A 16267-nucleotide genomic window follows, 5' to 3' on the forward strand; every position below is an offset into this window, starting at 1 on the left:
GTCGTAAACCCGGGCTATGCGGACTGCCTGATGCACCGCGTCATCCGATTCTGCTGCCGCTGCGCGCCAGATCGCGGGCAAGCCACGCTCCTACAAAAGATGCGTGGTGTTGCCAGGTTTTGGGTCCAGCGCAGAACTTGGGGGAACGAGTCAGCCGCGCGGGCCGCTGTAGTCCCTGGCCCACTGTTCGTGGCTCGTCAGATGCTGCTTGAAGCGCTGGATCTGCTCGGCCACTCGCACCGGCGACGTGCCGCCCCAGCCACTGCGCGCGGCCAAGGCCGCCTCCAGTGTCAGGGCTTCCAGCACCTCCGGGGTCAGACGTGCATCGGTCTGCGCCAGCATCTCCGGTGTCAGGTCTTCCAGGCCGATGTCTTGCGCTTCGCACAGCTGCACCAGTTGCCCGGTGATCTCGTGAGCCTCCTTGAACGGTACGCCACGCACAGCCAGCCAATCAGCAACTTCGGTTGCCAGGGTGAATCCCAGTGGCGCCTGACGCAGCAATTCTTCCTTGCGCACCTTCATCGTCCGGACCATCCCGGCGAACGCTGGCAACACCAGATTCAAGGTGTCCACGGCATCGAATATGGCGTGTTTGTCCTCACTCAGGTCACGGTTGTAGGACAGCGGCTGAGCCTTGAGAACCGAGAGGATGGCGGTCAGCGAGCCGATCAGCCGGCCCGACTTGCCGCGTGCCAGTTCGGCGATGTCCGGGTTCTTCTTTTGCGGCATGATCGAGCTGCCCGTGGCGTAGGCATCGTCGAGTTCGACCCAGCGAAATTGCCGGGATGTCCAGACGCAGAACTCTTCCGCCATGCGCGAAATGTTGATCCCCAGCATGCTGGCGCAGAACAGGAATTCGGCGACGTGATCGCGGCTGGCAACCGCGTCGATGGAGTTCTCGCACGGGCCTTGATAGCCCATCTCCGCCGCGGAGCGCTGCGGGTCGCGGGCGATGGCCGAACCTGCCAGCGCGGCGGCGCCCAGTGGCGACAGGCTGAAGCGTCGGTCCCAGTCTTGCAGCCGCTGAAGGTCGCGGTGAATGGCCTGAGCGTGGGCCATCAAGTGGTGACCGAAGACAATCGGTTGCGCCTGTTGCAGATGCGTGAAGCCCGGCGCGATGGTATCGATGTGCGCCTCGGCCTGCTCGACGAGGGCGTTCTGCAGATCAAGGATGGACAGCGTCAGCACGCGAATCTGATCCCTGAGAAACAGCCGCATGTCGTTGGCGGTCTGATCGTTGCGTGAGCGTCCGGCGCGCAGTTTTCCGCCCAGCGCACCCAGTCGCTCGGTGAGCAGGCGCTCGATGAACGTGTGCACGTCCTCGTCAGCGGCAATGGGCTGAACCCTGCCTGCGGCAAAGTCTTCGTCGATCGACTGCAACGCGGCAATGATGCGCTGCGTTTCGTCAGCGTCCAGCAGCCCGGCGCGCTCCAGTTCGTGGGCGTGGGCCTTGGAGCCGGCGACGTCATACGGCGTCATGCGGAAGTAAACGCTGGGCGAGCGCGACAGGTTGGCCATGGCCTCGGCAGGCCCCGATTTGAAGCGCGCGCCCCATAGACGCTCGGTGGCATCAGACATATGCATTCTCTCCTCAAGTACGTGGTGGCTGGCGAACCAGGCGTCGACGACGTCGAGGGATGCTAGGAAAAACGCGCTTGCGGGGAAATGTTACAAATGGCAAGTCCACTTGGCAGAAATGGAAACCTGCCATTTCTGCCAAGTGGACGCGACTGCGGGAACGTTCATAAACGACTCAGCGTCGGCCAAACTGGCTGGTACATCCAGTGAATCTTCACGACCTGAGCGCCGACTGGGCGAGCACGTTCGTTCCCACAGATGAGGCTTGGCGAACGGGGCGTTTACCCCGCCAGCAGCGCGTTGAGTTCGCCTTTGCGCTCAAGCAGCGCCATGTCGTCGAAGCCACCGACATGATGGTCGCCGATGAAGATTTGCGGCACGGTGCGACGGCCGCTGCGCGCCATCATGATGTTGCGTTGTTCCATCGACGTCTGGACGTTGATCTCGGTGTACTCCACGCCCTTGGCTTTGAGCAGGTTCTTGGCGGCGACACAGTAAGGACAGCTGTTGGTGGTGTAGAGGGTGACTTCAGACATGACAATGAGCTCCGTGGTCGGGCCTGTGCAGCAGCCCTGGATGCAATCGCAAATGCCGCGAGGTTGCCCGGGCATTTATTACGGTTGTCATCTTAGCGGTTCTCGGCAAAAGCTGAGTGGCAAAAACATCTATGAAGTCGATAGAGCGGCTGGATGATTCAGCGTCGGCGAAGGCGGGGATTCAGAGACTCCCGCCGCCGGCCTGTTCATGAGGTCGGCAGAACGGGGCGTATTTTCAGGCGAAGACGAAATACTTGCGCACGGTTTCGACCACTTCCCACGTGCCTTTCATGCCGGGTTCGACGATGAACTTGTCACCGGCCTTCAGATGAATCGGCGCCTGACCTTCCGGCGTGATGATGCAGTAGCCCTCCTGAAAATCGCAGTATTCCCACTTCACGTACTCGACCCGCCACTTGCCTGGCGTGCATATCCAGGTGCCCATGATCTTCGTGCCATCGTCGCTGGTGTAGGCGTTGAGGTTGACGGTGTGCGGGTCGCCGCCAATGCGCTCCCATTTGCAGGCGTCGACGACGGGCAGGGGCGTGGTGTCGCGAAGTACGGTGATCGGCTTGTTCATTTCAGCTCCGGTTGAGTGGCGAATGTTGCGCCCGCTCACCTTATGGAGGTCCCGCGACGGTCAGTTGTCTGGGCTCGACATTGAGGTGTCCAGAAACGCAGTCTGCCCGTTCAGGGTGAGCACCAGCGCTTTTGCGTATTCCGGCAGGGCGTTGAAGTCTGGCGCGCAGAGCAATAGCTTGCGATCGGCCCAGTCATCGCTCAGCGCAACGCCGCTGAGTTTCCCCGCCTGTTGAAATCGCTCGACCGCTGCGAGCGGCACGATGCCCAGCCCCGCGCCACCCATGACCATGCGCATCACGCCGTCATAGCTTTCCGCGCGCACGCGGGTTTTCAGCCGACGCCCCAAATGCAGCGCTTGCTCTTCCAGGTAGATGGCCATGGCGCTGTTGGCGCCCAGACCGACGAATTCGTATGCCAGCGTTTGCCCGAAACGCACGCTCGCCAGTCCGGCCAATGGGTGCCCGGCGGGCGTGACCAGCATCAACGGATCGGCACAGAACGGCAGGGTTTGCAGATCGCTGGCGTCGACGGCATTGGAAATGATGCCCAGCTCCGCAGCGCCCTGGCGCACTGCGTGGAGGATTCGCAGGCTGGGCTGCTCTTCGACGTTGATGTCGATGTTGGGGTGGCTGACGAGAAACGCTGCCAGCCGCTCCGGCAGGTACTCGCTCAGCGCCGAGGTGTTGCACAACAGGCGTATCTGACCTTTGAAACCCTGCGCGTAATCGGTGAGATCAGCCTGCATGCGCTCGACCTGTTGCAGGATCAGTCGAGCGTGCTGAGCCAGCGCCTTGCCTGCCGCCGTGGGCGTGACACCTCGACGACCGCGCTCCAGCAGCGCAACGCCGAGCGAGGTTTCCAGCCCGCGAATTCGCGCGCTGGCCGAGGCCAGTGACAGGTGGCTGCGAGCCGCACCGGCGGTGATGTTGCCGGCATCAAGAACATGCAGGAAGAGCTTCAGATCGGTCAGGTCGAAATGCATGGCGCGGCTCGATAAGTCTCTGTGGGCGAACGATTGCGTCGGACATCCTGAGCGTCCGGAGAGGCTCCTACCGAGCCAACCAATCAAAGCAGGTTCAGGTCGCAGACGGGCAGGGCGCGGATGAACGCCTCGCAACGGCGTGAGAATGTGCCTACGCCCAGGCCGAAGTCTGCCTCAATATATTGCAGATTCAAACGCCTGCCCGATTCGCTCATCCTATGCCCATGAATACATTTCTTGCGCTGTATCAAAATATCGGCTGGGGCCTGTCATTGTTGGTCATGGTCGCCTTCTTGCTCGCTGGCGCGGTCAAGGGCGTGATCGGCATGGGCTTGCCGACAGTGGCGATGGGGCTGCTGGGTGTGGCTATGTTACCGACACAGGCAGCCGCCTTGCTGTTGATTCCCTCAACGTTCACCAATCTCTGGCAACTGGCGGCGGGTGGGCACCTGCGCGGATTGTGCGCACGTCTTTGGCCGCTGTTGCTGATGATCGTCGTCGGCACGGTAGTGGGGTCGTACGCGCTGGGACTTGGAAGCGGTCATGGCATGAGCCGGGCGCTGGGCGTTGCGCTGCTGGCATACGCGCTGTGCGGGTTGTTCCTGCCCACGCTGCACGTGCCGCCTCCCGCAGAGAAATGGCTCGGGCCGCTGTGTGGCGTGGTCACCGGCCTGATCACCTCGGCCACCGGCGTCTTCGTGATTCCGGCCGTGCCCTACATTCAGGGGCTGGGGCTGGACCGTAATCAGCTGGTTCAGGCGCTGGGGTTGTCGTTCACCGTGTCCACTCTGGCGTTGGGCGCCGGGTTGTTCTGGAACGGTGCCGTGGGCGGCGCCGAGATGGGGGCTTCGCTGCTGGCGCTGATCCCGGCATTGCTCGGCATGGTGTTCGGGCAATGGCTGCGCCAACGCATCAGCGCCCTGTTGTTCAAGCGTGTTTTCTTTATCGGCATGGCGCTGCTGGGCGCGCATCTGATCATGGCGGGTTAGCAGAGATCAGCGAACAGCCGAAGACGGGCTGATCATTTCGACGCGGCGTATTTCAAAATCCCGCGCCAGATACTCCATGCGCTTCTCGAAGAATTCGGCCATGTGCGGCAGCCCCGAGTGCACGTCCAGATGCGCCTTCGATTGCCAGATCTCGTAGAAGATAAACAGCGTCGGATCCTGCTGATCCCGAAGCATGTGGTACTCGATGCAGCCCTCTTCACTGCGGCTTGCAGCGACGTAGCCGCTGAACAGCGCTTCGAATTCCGCGGATTTTTCGGGCTTTGTCTGAGCGTGAAGAATGAACCCGTGCAAATCACTCATGGTGTGTCCTCGAATGGAAGTGCACAAATTCTAAGGCAACAATCCTTCGATCATTCGTGACTTCGGCGCAAATGAGCTTTGCTGCGAACCCTCTTTTCTGTCTCCTCCTGCATCGTTATCCTGCCGTCCATCCCCATTTATGACGCCCGGTTCAGACGCTTCCTCAGCGGTTCTGAGGAAGGGCAACGACGAGGTTTTCATGAAAAAGATTCTGTTCATCAACGGCGGCAAGCAATTCGCACATTCTGAAGGCCGCTACAACGCAACGTTGCACGACGCGGGCCTGGCGTTCATGGATCGCGCCGGTTTTGACGTGCGGCAAACCTTCATCGACGATGGATACGACGTCGCCGAGGAAGTGCAGAAATTCCTGTGGGCCGACGTCATCGTTTGGCAAATGCCGGGCTGGTGGATGGGCGCGCCGTGGACGGTAAAAAAGTACGTCGACGAGGTGTTCACCGAGGGCTATGGCAGCCTCTACGCGAACGACGGCCGCACCCGTTCCGACAGCTCACAGAAATACGGCAGCGGCGGATTGCTGCACGGCAAGCAGTACATGATTTCGGCCACCTGGAACGCGCCGCAGCAAGCGTTCGACGACCCGACCGACTTCTTCGAAGCCAAGGGCGTGGACGCCGTTTACTTCCCGTTCCACAAAGCCAATCAGTTTCTGGGCATGACCGGTCTGCCGACCTTTCTGGCGGTCGACGTAATGAAGGTGCCCCAGATTGATGCCGACGTGAAACGCTACGAAGCGCACCTGGCAGCGGTGTTCGGCCTCTGAGGAACATCGCGCAACCCACTCGGCACCACCGGCCCGCAAAAGCAGGGCCAGCCGGGCATTCGGTGGCGCACTCAAGGTGTTTCTGCGCAGTGGGCGGCAGCGGCGATGTCTGTGGCTTTTGCTTTGAACAGGGCTAATATCCAGGCTGTTTTGAGCGGAGGTCAACAGTGAAAGCCAGATCCGATGAGTTACAGGTGTTCGTTTCAGTGATTGAAAGCGGCTCGATTTCAGCGGCCGCCGAACAGGTCGGCCAGACGCCCTCCGCCATCAGCCGCACCTTGTCGCGGTTGGAAAGCAAACTGGGCACCACGTTGATCAACCGCACCACGCGTCGCATGGACCTGACCGAGGAAGGCAAGTTTTTCCTCGAGCGCGCCAAGCAGATTCTGGGGCAAATGGAGGAGCTGGAAGAGCGGATGTCGCTGCGCCAGCAGACGCCATCGGGTCGCTTGCGCATCAATGCGGCGTCGCCCTTCATGCTGCATTCCATCGTGCCGTATGTGGCCGAATTTCGGGCGCTGTATCCGGATATCCAGCTGGAGTTGAACAGCAACGATCTGATCATCGACCTGCTGGAACAGAGCACCGATGTTGCGATCAGGATCGGCGTGCTGGCAGATTCAACGCTGCACGCCCGCGCGTTGGGCACCAGCCCGCTGAATATTCTGGCAAGCCCCGAATACCTGAAAAAGCATGGCACGCCGAAGAGCGTTCAGGCGCTGAGCGAGCATTCGTTACTGGGGTTCACTCAGACCGAGACGCTCAACCACTGGCCGCTGCGCCACGCCGACGGGGATCGGTTGTTCATCCAGCCGACGGTGTCGGCGTCCAGTGGCGAGACCTTGCGTCAACTGGCTCTGGCGGGCGAGGGGATCGTTTGTCTGTCGCATTTCATGACCCACGAAGACATCCGCCTGGGCCGCCTGAAGGTCATCCTGCCGGAATCCAACAGCGGCTATCGGCAGCCAATTCACGCGGTGTATTACCGCAACTCGCAACTGGCGCTGCGAATCCAGTGCTTTCTGGATTTCATCCAGCAAAAGCTGGCGAATTACGCAGCCTGAGGCGCCCGCGCAGGCGGCCTTACACCATTTCCTACAGGGTGCGCGCGTAGGTGGGTAGGTAGGACCGGCTTCAGCCGGGAACAGGCCGGTGTAAACGCCATCAATTTAGCGGCAGGAAAAAAGACCCGTTCCCGGCTAAAGCCGGTCATACAGAATTGTGCGTTGCGCTAGCAGGACCGGCTTAAGCGGGGATGGGTCCAGGGTTCGCGTCGCTGAATTCCGCTTTCAACATCTCCACGAACGCGTCCCTCGCCGGGTGGTGTTCGGCGTTTTCGTGCCAGTAGAAAAGGTTGTCGATGGACGTCAGCTCGGGGAATTCATAGCCCACCCAACCTGAGCCTTTCTGGTACTGCTGGAAGACGCCTTTGGGCACCAGCGCGACGCCCGCGCCTGCGCTCACGCAGCCGACAATCGTACCGTAGCTGGCAATGCTGATAATCGGATGCGCCTGGCCATGGTTGAGCAGCCATCGCTCAAGGGCCGCACGGTATGGGCAGCCTTCCGGCCACATGAAAATCGATTTGCCCTGCAGGTCGGCAGCGCTGTTGATCGGGCCTAAAGATTCGGCGGCAATCAGCACCAGGTCTTCGCGGTACATCGAGATGCGCTTGAGGCGCGCACGTTTGACGTCGATGGCGACGATCGCGCCGTCGAGTTTCTGGTTCAGGGTGGCCTCAAGCAATTGCGGTCCGGTGCCGGTGGTCAACTCAAGCGAGACCTGCGGGAAACGCGCATGGAATCTGGCGAGCAGGCGCGGCAAGCGCGAGGTGGCTGAGGATTCGATGGCGCCGATGCGCAAGGGGCCGGACGGCGCCGCATCGGGATGCACCGCGCGCCTGGCTTCGTCCGCCAGGCTGAGCATGCGCGCGGCGTAGGTCAGGAAAATCTCGCCTGCCGGGCTGATGCGCAAACCGCGTCCATGACGAAAGAACAGCTCAGTGCCCAGTTCCGATTCCAGTGCCTTGACCCGGGCAGTGATGTTGGATGGCACGCAATGCAAAACCTGGGCGGCGCGGGCGATGCTGCCGGTGTCGGCAACCGTCTTGAACATGCGAATCTGGGCCAATTCCATGCATCACCAAAAGTGAATGGTTGAGTCATTATTGTTCGGTTGTGGTGAGCATAAGTTATTTCGATACTCCTCTGCACGAGCAGGCATTGGGCCGTTCGGCAGGAGGATCGAAATGAGCGTCGCGAACGAACCGGTGAATATGGCCGCTGATCCAGGCTTGGCCAGGCTGCGCTGGCAGGGTCTGAAGGTCGCGCTGGCGACCGTTTTCGTGGTGGCATGCTGGGGTTTCTCCCCCACCGGTATTCGCATCGGTCTCCAAGGCTACGACCCGGGTCATCTGGCGCTGCTGCGGTTTCTCATCGCCTCGGTGTTCATGGCGCTGATCGCGTCGTCGCTGCGCATTTCTCTCCCGCGCCTCAAGGATTTGCCGCTGCTGGCTGTGCTCGGCTTCTTCGCCGTCAGCCTGCATCACATCGCACTCAACTTCGGTCAGGCCGGGGTCAGCGCCGGCGCCTCAAGCGTCTTGATCCAGTCGATGCCGCTGTTCACGGCGCTGCTTGCGCATTTCGTGTTCAAGGAGCGGGTGAGTGCATGGCGCTGGACATGCGTGGCGTGGGGGCTGGTGGGCGTGGCCATTGTCATCACCGGCGATCGCGGATTCGGGCACATCGACGTGCGCGGGCTGCTGGTGTTGCTCGCGGCGTTTTCCTGGAGCGTGTACTTCTCGCTGCAAAAGCGCTACAGCCATCGTTATGACGGGCTGACGATGGTCTGTTACACGGTCTGGGCGGGGACGGTCTTCCTGCTCGTCTACCTGCCGGGATTGTGGGGCGAGATTCTCAATGCGCCATTGCGGGTCAACGTTGCCGTGGGGGTATTGGGCTTTTTCCCCAGCGCGCTGGCGTATCTGGCGTGGGCTTATGTGTTGCAGCACATGGAGGTCAGCCGCGCCTCCATGAGTCTTTACCTGACGCCGCCCATGGCGATTGCCATCGCCTCGGCGCTGCTGGGTGAAATGCCGTCGGCAATGGTCATCGTGGGTTCGATCGTGGTGCTGAGCAGCGTGCTGGCGCTGAATCTGCGGCGGGAGCGGCGGCTGCCGGGGTAACGGCAACTGGGGATTCGTGACCTGTGCGCAAGATTGTTTTGGGCTGACCTCTCTTTTTCGTACCGAATCATCGGTCGATACTGAGTCCATCATTCACAGCCAACGGGAGTCACCCTATGAACATTTTCATTACCGGCGCCGCAGGTTTTATCGGTGGCTCCATCGCAACCGGCCTGGTCCAGAAAGGCCATCACGTCACAGGTCTGGTGCGCAGCGCCGAGCAGGCGCAGGAGCTCAAGGCGTTGGGTATCGTTGCGGTGGTGGGCACGCTGGACGACAAGGACATTCTGATCGAACAGGCGCGCAAGGCCGATGGCGTGATCAATGCGGCGAGCAGCGACCATCGCGGCGCGGTCGAGGCTCTGATCGAAGGCCTGAAGGGGTCGAACAAACCCTTCCTGCATACCAGCGGTTCGAGCATTGTCGGCGACGCATCGGGTGGCAAAGGCAGTGACAAGATTTACTACGAAGACCAACTGCCCGCCGCGACCCCGGACAAGGCTGCTCGCGTCGCCATCGATGATTTGGTCCTGGCCGCCGCCAAAGACGGCGTACGCTCGGCTGTCCTGTGCAACACCCTCATTTACGGCCACAGCCTGGGCGTCAATCGTGACAGCGTGCAGTTGCCACGACTGGTCAAACAGGCGCGCAAGAGCGGGATCGTGCGCCACGTCGGAACGGGCGGCAATATCTGGTCAAACGTTCACATCGACGATGTGGTCGAGGTTTACGCGCTGGCGCTGGAAAAGAATCCGGCAGGCACGTTCTATTTCGTCGAAAGCGGCGAAGCATCCTTCCTCGACATGAGCAACGCGATCGCCAAGGCCATGGGGCTCGGCACGGCGCAAGACTGGCCGCTGAAGGACGCCGAAGCCGAATGGGGCTACGAGATGGCCAATTACGGGTTGGGCTCCAACAGTCGCGTGCGTGGCAAGCATGCTCGGGAGTTGCTGGGTTGGGTGCCGAAACGCACGTCGGTGATCGACTGGATCGAGCACGACATGATCAAAGCCTGATCCTGCGATCTTCAAAGCGTGTTGTGAGCGCTACGCAGGATAACGGCCACCTTTGGGTGGCCGTTTGCGTTTGCGGGAAGTTTCATCATTAATGAGGAGTCGTACCGTTAGTCTCGACAGCCATTGGACAGCCCGTCTGACACAAGCTGTCGCCGCCCGCCTACAAAGGATGCCTTATGCGAGTCGTGACCCTGAAAACCCTCGCCCTTGCGGTGATCTTTGCCGCCAGTTCACCGGTTTATGCCATCGCGCTGGAGGGCGGCGCCGTTGCCGCACCGGACCAATACGGCGCTGAAGTCGCCGCACAGATCCTCAGGAAAGGCGGCAACGCAGTCGACGCCGCAGTCGCCACCGCTTTCACCCTCGCAGTGACCTATCCCGAAGCCGGGAACATTGGTGGCGGCGGATTCATGACCCTGTTCATCAAAGGCAAGCCGTACTTTCTCGACTACCGCGAAACCGCGCCCAAGGCCGCTTCGCGCGACATGTATCTGGATGCCAAGGGCGAGGTGATTCCAGGCATGAGCCTGGTAGGCGCGCGAGCGAGCGGGGTGCCCGGTACGGTCATGGGGCTATGGGAAGCGCATCGCAAGTTTGGCAAGCTGAAATGGGCCGAGCTTCTGACGCCGGCGATCGGCTACGCCAGGAACGGCTTTACCGTGGCGGACAAGCAATACCTGTACGGCGCCGAAGCCATCAAGCAACTGAACGGCAAGACCAATTTCGGCGACTATTTCGGCAACATGAAGGCGGGCGAAATCTTCCGTCAGCCCGAGCTGGCCAAGACCCTTGAGCGCATCGCAAACAAAGGCGCCGACGAGTTCTATAAAGGTGAGACCGCTGACCTGCTGGTTGCGCAGATGCAGAGCGACAACGGGCTGATCACCCGGCAGGATCTGGCCGATTACAAAGCGGTGTGGCGCAAACCGTTGCGCGTCAATTTCGACGGCAACACCCTGTACACAGCGCCGCTGCCGAGCTCAGGCGGTGTGGCGCTCGCGCAACTGATCGGCATCAAGCAACAGCTGAGCGACGATTTCAAAGGCGTGCCGCTCAATTCGGCGCGCTATGTTCACCTGCTCGCGGAAATCGAAAAGCGCGTGTTCGCCGACCGTGCCAACTATCTGGGCGACCCGGATTTCTCCCAGGCGCCGGTCAGCCAGTTGACCGACCATACCTACCTCGTCCAGCGCGCCCATGAGGTGAACCCGAACGCCATTTCACCCACCGAAAACGTCAAAGCAGGGCTTGAATCGCATCAGACCACGCACTTTTCCATCGTTGATTCCAGAGGCGATGCGGTCAGCAATACGTACACGCTGAACTGGGATTACGGCAGCGGCGTCGTCGTCAAAGGCGCGGGCTTTCTGATGAACGATGAAATGGATGATTTCAGTGCCAAACCGGGCGTTGCGAATGCTTTCGGCGTGGTCGGAGGCGACGCCAATGCCATCGAGCCGGGCAAGCGCATGCTGTCATCGATGAGCCCGAGCCTGGTGACCCGCGACGGCGCCGTTACGCTGGTGCTGGGGACGCCGGGCGGCTCGCGAATTTTCACCACGGTGTTTCAGGTGTTGAACAACATTTACGATTTCCGCATGCCATTGAAAGACGCCGTCGCGGCGCAGCGCGTGCATCATCAATTGCTGCCGAAGGACACGATTTTCACCGAGAAATTTGCCCCGATGCCTGAACCTGTCGCCAACGAGCTGAAGGCCATGGGGTATACGATCAAGGATCAAGGCTGGTCGATGGGCAACGTGCAGGCGATCAGGATCAACGGCACCAAAGTCGAAACGGCGTCCGACCCGCGAGGGCGCGGCGTGGGGATGGTGGTGAAGTAACTATCGTTTCGCTCTCAGGGCAAAGGCGTTGGTCACCCATTACATGATCGTTCCCACGCTCTGCGTGGGAATGCATCCTGGACGCTCCGCGTCCCGCAGTAGGATGACGCGGAGCGTCACGGTCGGCATTCCCACGCGGAGCGTGGGAACGATCACCAACAGCACTAGCGCATCTTAGTGGTGCTCACGGGTCGCGCGGAATTTGATGTCCGGCCAGCGCTCTTCCATCAGGCTCAGGTTGACCCGCGTCGGCGCCAGGTAGGTCAAGTGACCGCCGCCATCGACTGCCAGGTTTTCCACGGCCTTGTTCTCGAATTCCTCAAGCTTCTTCTTGTCGCTGCTGTCGATCCAGCGGGCTGACCACACGGTGATCGGCTCGTAGGCGCATTCGACTTTGTATTCTTCCTTCAGGCGGCTGGCGACCACATCGAACTGCAGCACGCCGACGGCGCCCAGGATGATGTCGTTGCTGCGCGTCGGAAAGAACACCTGAGTGGCGCCTTCTTCGGCCAGCTGCTGCAGACCCTGACGCAGCTGCTTGGATTTGAGCGGATCCTTCAGACGCACGCGACGGAACAGCTCCGGCGCGAAGTGCGGGATACCGGTGAAACCGAGTGCTTCGCCTTCGGTGAAAGTATCGCCAATCTGGATCGTGCCATGGTTGTGCAGACCGATGATGTCGCCGGCGTAGGCCTCTTCGAGCTGTTCACGCTCACTGGAGAAGAAGGTCAGCGCGTCACCGATGCGCACGTCCTTGCCGGTGCGGACATGGCGCATTTTCATACCCTTGTCGTACTTGCCCGAGCAGATGCGCATGAAGGCAATGCGGTCGCGGTGTTTGGGGTCCATGTTCGCCTGGATCTTGAACACGAAGCCCGAAAACTTCTCTTCCACCGGCTCAACCGTGCGCTCGTTGGCGGCCCGTGGCAGCGGCAGGGGCGCCCAGTCGACGACAGCGTCCAGCACGTGATCGACGCCGAAATTGCCCAGCGCCGTTCCGAAGAACACCGGGGTCAGCTGACCGTCGAGGAACTCCTGCTGATCGAACGTGTGGCAAGCGCCCTGAACCAGTTCCAGTTGATCGACGAAACGGTCGTACTCGTCGCCCAGGTGCGCGCGGGCTTCGTCCGAATCCAGCTTCTGGATGATCTTGGTTTCAGTGCGCTCATGACCATGGCCGGCGGTGTAGACGATGATGTAGTCGTCAGCCAGGTGGTAAACGCCTTTGAAGTCGCGGTAGCAACCGATTGGCCAGGTGATCGGCGCAGCCTTGATCTTCAAGACCGCTTCGATTTCATCGAGCAGCTCGATCGGGTCGCGGATGTCGCGGTCCAGCTTGTTGATGAAGCTGACGATCGGCGTGTCGCGCAGGCGGCAGACATCCATCAGCGCGATGGTGCGGGGCTCTACACCCTTACCGCCGTCGAGCACCATCAACGCCGAGTCAACCGCGGTCAACGTGCGGTAGGTGTCTTCGGAGAAGTCTTCGTGGCCCGGGGTGTCGAGCAGGTTGATCATGTGGTCGCGATACGGGAACTGCATGACCGAGGTGGTGATGGAAATGCCGCGCTGCTTTTCCATCTCCATCCAGTCGGAGGTCGCGTGACGGTCGGATTTGCGGGACTTCACCGTACCGGCGACGGCAATGGCCTTGCCCATCAGCAGCAGTTTTTCGGTGATGGTCGTCTTACCCGCATCCGGGTGGGAAATAATGGCGAAAGTGCGGCGTTTCGCGACTTCGGCGGCCTGTCTGGTCATGGGAAATCGCCCGAGAGGTGATTCAAAAAAGGGCGGCGATTATAGCTCAACTCGATGCGATAACCGAACCGTTCAGTCGATCAGGGGTGGCCAGACAGCACCCCACGTGGGAACCTTTGCGGTTGTGGAGACGTCCACTCCCAGGCAATGCAAAGCGCCAAGGGCTGCAAAATCAGCAAGTTAGCTTGACGAAGCTGCGCTCATGGCTTGTGTCTTCGCCGAGGTTCAACCCTTTCCGGCGATCCACCCGCTGCTCTTCGCGAACGTCCGCTGACGTCCTGAACAGGTTCCGTCACTCGCCAGACGTTCGCCGACTGAAATAAGGAGTCCGCCTGTGGCTAATCGCTATGGCAAGGGGCTATTGGGAGGTGCGATTGTCGTCGTGCTTCTGGCCCTGCTGATCCAGTGGATCGGCATCAGTACCCTCAAGCAGTATCAGGATGATCTGCTGTTTTACCTGCAAGCCCACGTGGTGCTTGTACTTGCATCGATGCTGGCGGCACTGGTGGTCGGAATTCCGACTGGCATTGTCTTGAGCCGACCGAACATGGTTGGCCGCGCCGAACGCTTCATGCAGATCTTCAACATCGGTAACACCGTTCCTCCTCTTGCGGTTCTGGCCATTGCTCTGGGCATCCTGGGCATCGGCAGCGGACCTGCGATCTTCGCGCTGTTCCTCGCCTCGTTGCTGCCGATCGTGCGCAACACATACGAAGGCCTCAAAAACGTCCAGGGCTCTCTCAAAGAAGCGGCCACCGGCATCGGCATGACGCCTCGTCAGGTGCTGTGGCGTGTCGAGCTGCCCAATGCGGTGCCAATCATCGTCGGCGGCGTGCGGGTGGCACTGGCGATCAACGTCGGCACCGCACCGCTGGCGTTTCTGATCGGCGCCAACAGCCTTGGCAGCCTGATCTTCCCCGGCATTGCCCTGAACAACCAGCCACAGCTCGTGCTGGGCGCTGCGTGTACCGCGCTGCTGGCCCTGTTACTCGACGGCGCCGTGACCCTGGCGAGTCGCCTCTGGCTGGAACGTGGCCTGGCTCGCTGAGCCGCCGCGCTGAAGAAGGAATTGGAATGAAGAAGTTATGCACACTCATCGCAGGCGCGGGCCTGCTGCTGGCGGGGTTCGCCCAGGCGGCGGAAATGCCTGTCCTGCGCATCGGCGCCCGGGTATTCACCGAGCAGACCATCCTCGCCGAACTGACCGCGCAATACCTGCGCGACAAGGGCTATCAGGTGCAGATCACCGGGGGGCTGGGCAGCAACCTTGCGCGCAGTGCGCAGGAATCCGGCCAGCTGGACATGCTCTGGGAGTACACCGGCGTGTCATTGGTGGCCTACAACCATGTCGATGAAAAGCTCGACAGCGAACAGACCTATCAGCGCGTAAAGGATCTGGACGCTAAAAAGGGCCTGGTCTGGCTGTCCCCCTCGAAGTTCAACAACACCTACGCGCTGGCGCTGCCGGACAAGGTTGCCAAAGCGTATCCACAGATCAACAACGTTTCCCAACTGACAACCTTGCTCAAGGATGAGGCGAAGGAGAGTCATATCGTCGCGCTCGACACCGAGTTCGCCAACCGATCCGACGGGCTGGTGGGCATGGTCAAGCACTACGACATGAACCTGAGCCGTGAAAACACTCGTCAGATGGATGCCGGTCTCGTCTACACCGCGCTGCGTAACGGGCAAGTGTTCGCAGGTCTGGTCTACACCACGGACGGACGACTCAATGCGTTCAAACTCAAGGTGCTGGACGATGACAAGCACTACTTCCCCGATTACACCGCCGCGCCCGTGATCCGCAAGGAATATCTGGACCAGCACCCGCAACTGGCCGAACAGCTCAAGCCGCTGGCTGCGCTGCTGGATAACCAGACAATGATCGATCTGAACGCGCGCGTGGATGTCGATCACGAAAGTCCTACCGTCGTGGCTGCCGATTTCCTGCGAAGCCACCCGATCAATCCATCCTCCGAAAGCGTGCCGATCAGGCAGACGCCGGTCGAAAAGCAACAGGAGGAGAAACTATGAGCTTTCTCAGCGCCTTCTCCCATCTGGACTGGAATCAGGTCATGCACCTGACCTTGCAACACATCGCGCTGGTGGGCATCGCGGTGTCGCTGGCGATCCTCGTCGGCGTGCCGCTGGGCGTGTTCATGACACGCTTCCCGGTTTTGGCCGGCCCGCTGCAAGCCAGCGCCACGGTGCTGCTGACCATCCCGTCGATCGCCCTGTTCGGCCTGTTGCTGCCGTTCTATTCCAAGTTCGGCCAAGGGCTTGGCCCGATGCCGGCGATCACGGCGGTGTTCCTGTACTCGCTGCTGCCCATCATGCGCAACACCTATCTTGCGCTGACCGGCGTCGAACCCGGTATTCGCGAGGCCGCCAAAGGCATCGGCATGACTTTCAGCCAGCGCCTGCGCATGGTCGAACTGCCGATCGCCGTGCCTGTGATCCTCGCCGGCGTGCGCACCGCCGTGGTCATGAACATCGGCGTCATGACCATTGCCGCCACGATCGGCGCTGGCGGTCTGGGCGTACTCATCCTCGCTTCCATCAGCCGCAGCGACATGTCGATGCTGATCGTCGGCGCCGTACTGGTCAGTATTCTAGCCATCTTCGCCGACCTGCTTCTGCAATGGCTGCAACGCTCGCTGACTCCAAAAGGATTGCTCAAATGATCGCTAAAC

General features: G+C 60.8%; 16 protein-coding genes. 9 read left to right on the forward strand and 7 right to left on the reverse strand.

The genetic code is table 11. From position 1 onward, the window contains the following. Positions 1–150: 150 nt before the first annotated feature. The 4 genes from argH to BMZ10_RS13125 all read right to left on the reverse strand — a co-directional run bounded on the left by argH (position 151) and on the right by BMZ10_RS13125 (position 3678). Positions 151–1578: an argininosuccinate lyase gene (gene argH, locus BMZ10_RS13110; protein WP_093462670.1), complete on the reverse strand. Its 1428-nt coding sequence runs from the start codon at positions 1576–1578 to the stop codon at positions 151–153. 281 nt (positions 1579–1859) lie between these two features. Further along, entirely contained in the window at positions 1860–2114 is a 255-nt protein-coding gene (gene grxC / locus BMZ10_RS13115; protein WP_093462672.1) for a glutaredoxin 3, read from the reverse strand. 235 nt (positions 2115–2349) lie between these two features. After that, positions 2350–2694, reverse strand: coding sequence for a cupin domain-containing protein (locus tag BMZ10_RS13120; RefSeq protein ID WP_093462675.1), 345 nt, complete (start codon positions 2692–2694; stop codon positions 2350–2352). A 60-nt stretch (positions 2695–2754) separates the two neighbouring features. Then, positions 2755–3678 (reverse strand): LysR family transcriptional regulator, encoded by a 924-nt coding sequence (locus BMZ10_RS13125; RefSeq protein WP_093462678.1) that lies wholly within the window; start codon positions 3676–3678, stop codon positions 2755–2757. A 224-nt stretch (positions 3679–3902) separates the two neighbouring features. On the opposite strand from BMZ10_RS13125, the gene BMZ10_RS13130 reads away from it, so the two are divergent. Then, complete coding sequence (locus BMZ10_RS13130) at positions 3903–4667, forward strand: sulfite exporter TauE/SafE family protein (RefSeq protein WP_093464129.1); 765 nt, start codon at positions 3903–3905, stop codon at positions 4665–4667. Between the two features lie 6 nt (positions 4668–4673). Here the strand turns inward: BMZ10_RS13130 and BMZ10_RS13135 are convergent, their stop codons facing one another. Next, positions 4674–4988: a putative quinol monooxygenase gene (locus tag BMZ10_RS13135; RefSeq protein ID WP_093462681.1), complete on the reverse strand. Its 315-nt coding sequence runs from the start codon at positions 4986–4988 to the stop codon at positions 4674–4676. A gap of 199 nt (positions 4989–5187) precedes the next feature. On the opposite strand from BMZ10_RS13135, the gene BMZ10_RS13140 reads away from it, so the two are divergent. Continuing rightward, the gene (locus tag BMZ10_RS13140) at positions 5188–5772 is read left to right on the forward strand and encodes an NADPH:quinone oxidoreductase MdaB (RefSeq protein ID WP_093462684.1); all 585 of its coding nucleotides are present in this window, start codon (positions 5188–5190) and stop codon (positions 5770–5772) included. A 167-nt stretch (positions 5773–5939) separates the two neighbouring features. Then, complete coding sequence (locus BMZ10_RS13145) at positions 5940–6836, forward strand: LysR family transcriptional regulator (RefSeq protein ID WP_093462687.1); 897 nt, start codon at positions 5940–5942, stop codon at positions 6834–6836. Positions 6837–7017: 181 nt separating this feature from the next. Here BMZ10_RS13145 and BMZ10_RS13150 read toward each other — a convergent pair whose 3' ends face one another. After that, on the reverse strand, positions 7018–7908 hold the full coding sequence (locus BMZ10_RS13150; protein WP_093462690.1) for a LysR family transcriptional regulator: 891 nt from the start codon (positions 7906–7908) through the stop codon (positions 7018–7020). Between the two features lie 139 nt (positions 7909–8047). Here BMZ10_RS13150 and BMZ10_RS13155 point away from each other — a divergent pair, with 139 nt between their 5' ends. From BMZ10_RS13155 to ggt, 3 genes are all read left to right on the forward strand, one after another. After that, positions 8048–8956, forward strand: a complete 909-nt coding sequence (locus BMZ10_RS13155; RefSeq protein WP_093464132.1) for a DMT family transporter — start codon at positions 8048–8050, stop codon at positions 8954–8956. Positions 8957–9072: 116 nt separating this feature from the next. Continuing rightward, positions 9073–9972, forward strand: a complete 900-nt coding sequence (locus BMZ10_RS13160) for an NAD-dependent epimerase/dehydratase family protein (RefSeq protein WP_093462693.1) — start codon at positions 9073–9075, stop codon at positions 9970–9972. A 176-nt stretch (positions 9973–10148) separates the two neighbouring features. Then, positions 10149–11816: a gamma-glutamyltransferase gene (gene ggt, locus BMZ10_RS13165; protein ID WP_093462696.1), complete on the forward strand. Its 1668-nt coding sequence runs from the start codon at positions 10149–10151 to the stop codon at positions 11814–11816. A gap of 174 nt (positions 11817–11990) precedes the next feature. Here ggt and BMZ10_RS13170 read toward each other — a convergent pair whose 3' ends face one another. Beyond that, positions 11991–13574: a peptide chain release factor 3 gene (locus tag BMZ10_RS13170; RefSeq protein WP_093462699.1), complete on the reverse strand. Its 1584-nt coding sequence runs from the start codon at positions 13572–13574 to the stop codon at positions 11991–11993. A 334-nt stretch (positions 13575–13908) separates the two neighbouring features. On the opposite strand from BMZ10_RS13170, the gene BMZ10_RS13180 reads away from it, so the two are divergent. The 3 genes from BMZ10_RS13180 to BMZ10_RS13190 are packed head-to-tail and all read left to right on the forward strand — an operon-like array spanning position 13909 to position 16258. Further along, positions 13909–14622: an ABC transporter permease gene (locus BMZ10_RS13180; protein ID WP_093462702.1), complete on the forward strand. Its 714-nt coding sequence runs from the start codon at positions 13909–13911 to the stop codon at positions 14620–14622. A 26-nt stretch (positions 14623–14648) separates the two neighbouring features. After that, a complete protein-coding gene (locus BMZ10_RS13185) occupies positions 14649–15608 on the forward strand; it encodes a glycine betaine ABC transporter substrate-binding protein (RefSeq protein ID WP_093462706.1) in 960 nt (319 codons plus the stop codon). Continuing rightward, the gene (locus BMZ10_RS13190) at positions 15605–16258 is read left to right on the forward strand and encodes an ABC transporter permease (RefSeq protein WP_093462709.1); all 654 of its coding nucleotides are present in this window, start codon (positions 15605–15607) and stop codon (positions 16256–16258) included. The genes BMZ10_RS13185 and BMZ10_RS13190 overlap by 4 nt, the downstream gene beginning before the upstream one ends. The last annotated feature ends 9 nt before the right edge of the window (positions 16259–16267 follow it).

This window comes from Pseudomonas sp. NFR16 (genome assembly GCF_900108875.1).
Taxonomy (GTDB): Bacteria; Pseudomonadota; Gammaproteobacteria; order Pseudomonadales; family Pseudomonadaceae; genus Aquipseudomonas.

Bases quoted from the DNA above. Each gene is read 5' to 3' on its own strand.
- argH (WP_093462670.1), bottom strand. From the start codon at position 1,578: ATGTCTGATGCCACCGAGCGTCTATGGGGCGCGCGCTTCAAATCGGGG.
- grxC (WP_093462672.1), bottom strand. From the start codon at position 2,114: ATGTCTGAAGTCACCCTCTACACCACCAACAGCTGTCCTTACTGTGTC.
- BMZ10_RS13120 (WP_093462675.1), bottom strand. From the start codon at position 2,694: ATGAACAAGCCGATCACCGTACTTCGCGACACCACGCCCCTGCCCGTC.
- BMZ10_RS13125 (WP_093462678.1), bottom strand. From the start codon at position 3,678: ATGCATTTCGACCTGACCGATCTGAAGCTCTTCCTGCATGTTCTTGAT.
- BMZ10_RS13130 (WP_093464129.1), top strand. From the start codon at position 3,903: ATGAATACATTTCTTGCGCTGTATCAAAATATCGGCTGGGGCCTGTCA.
- BMZ10_RS13135 (WP_093462681.1), bottom strand. From the start codon at position 4,988: ATGAGTGATTTGCACGGGTTCATTCTTCACGCTCAGACAAAGCCCGAA.
- BMZ10_RS13140 (WP_093462684.1), top strand. From the start codon at position 5,188: ATGAAAAAGATTCTGTTCATCAACGGCGGCAAGCAATTCGCACATTCT.
- BMZ10_RS13150 (WP_093462690.1), bottom strand. From the start codon at position 7,908: ATGGAATTGGCCCAGATTCGCATGTTCAAGACGGTTGCCGACACCGGC.
- BMZ10_RS13155 (WP_093464132.1), top strand. From the start codon at position 8,048: ATGGCCGCTGATCCAGGCTTGGCCAGGCTGCGCTGGCAGGGTCTGAAG.
- BMZ10_RS13160 (WP_093462693.1), top strand. From the start codon at position 9,073: ATGAACATTTTCATTACCGGCGCCGCAGGTTTTATCGGTGGCTCCATC.
- ggt (WP_093462696.1), top strand. From the start codon at position 10,149: ATGCGAGTCGTGACCCTGAAAACCCTCGCCCTTGCGGTGATCTTTGCC.
- BMZ10_RS13170 (WP_093462699.1), bottom strand. From the start codon at position 13,574: ATGACCAGACAGGCCGCCGAAGTCGCGAAACGCCGCACTTTCGCCATT.
- BMZ10_RS13185 (WP_093462706.1), top strand. From the start codon at position 14,649: ATGAAGAAGTTATGCACACTCATCGCAGGCGCGGGCCTGCTGCTGGCG.
- BMZ10_RS13190 (WP_093462709.1), top strand. From the start codon at position 15,605: ATGAGCTTTCTCAGCGCCTTCTCCCATCTGGACTGGAATCAGGTCATG.